This is a genomic window from Streptomyces polyasparticus, from assembly GCF_014493765.1.
In the GTDB taxonomy this organism is placed as follows: domain Bacteria; phylum Actinomycetota; class Actinomycetes; order Streptomycetales; family Streptomycetaceae; genus Streptomyces; species Streptomyces polyasparticus.
Map to the genome: position 1 here is coordinate 1 of NZ_JACTVJ010000167.1, position 538 is coordinate 538.

Annotated in this window: 1 protein-coding gene; it reads right to left on the bottom strand. The window is 59.3% G+C overall.

Features of this window, described 5'->3' with window-relative positions; all coding sequences use genetic code 11:
• Nucleotides 1–512 (bottom strand): chlorophyll a-b binding domain-containing protein (locus tag H9Y04_RS46000; protein WP_187820194.1); only part of this gene is annotated, 512 nt, incomplete at its 3' end.
• Between the last annotated feature and the right edge of the window lie 26 nt (nt 513–538).

Below are 538 nucleotides of genomic sequence, written 5' to 3' on the forward strand. Positions count from 1 at the left end.
TCACTCTTGGGCCTCCATCCAAGAGACTCGATTTTGGCATCAGTGCGAGTTCCAGGCTCAGTCTCGAGAAGACGGACAGTTTCAAGACATGCGAGCACTCCGAGGGTGAGTGCGAGCCAAATGGGGTCCGTGTTAAAAACCTCAAGGGCACGTCCGGTCGGTGCAAGGAAGTCATCTCCGAACGCACCGTCGTAAGCGCATTTCTCAGGGATCACAAATCCAAGGAAAGCCATTTGAGCGAAGCGTCCGTGCATAATCTCGACCTCACGGTAACGGGCAAGCTCAGCGTCGGAGGCCTTAGCGGCGAAGCCAGCGGGGTCGAAGAAACCCACCGGGGGAAGCGCCCCAACCAGTCCCTCAGGGGCGACGGCCTTAACCTTGGGAGCTTTCTTGGGAGCAGCCTCCTTCTTCACGGCACGGGTGGCGGAGAGGTCGGTGGAGATGCGGACATTTTGGGCGGGGGCGAAAGCAGCGGCGGTGCTGGCGAAGAGAGAGAGGAGGGCGAGCTTCATGGTTGCTAGAGACGTGGAGGTTTTCG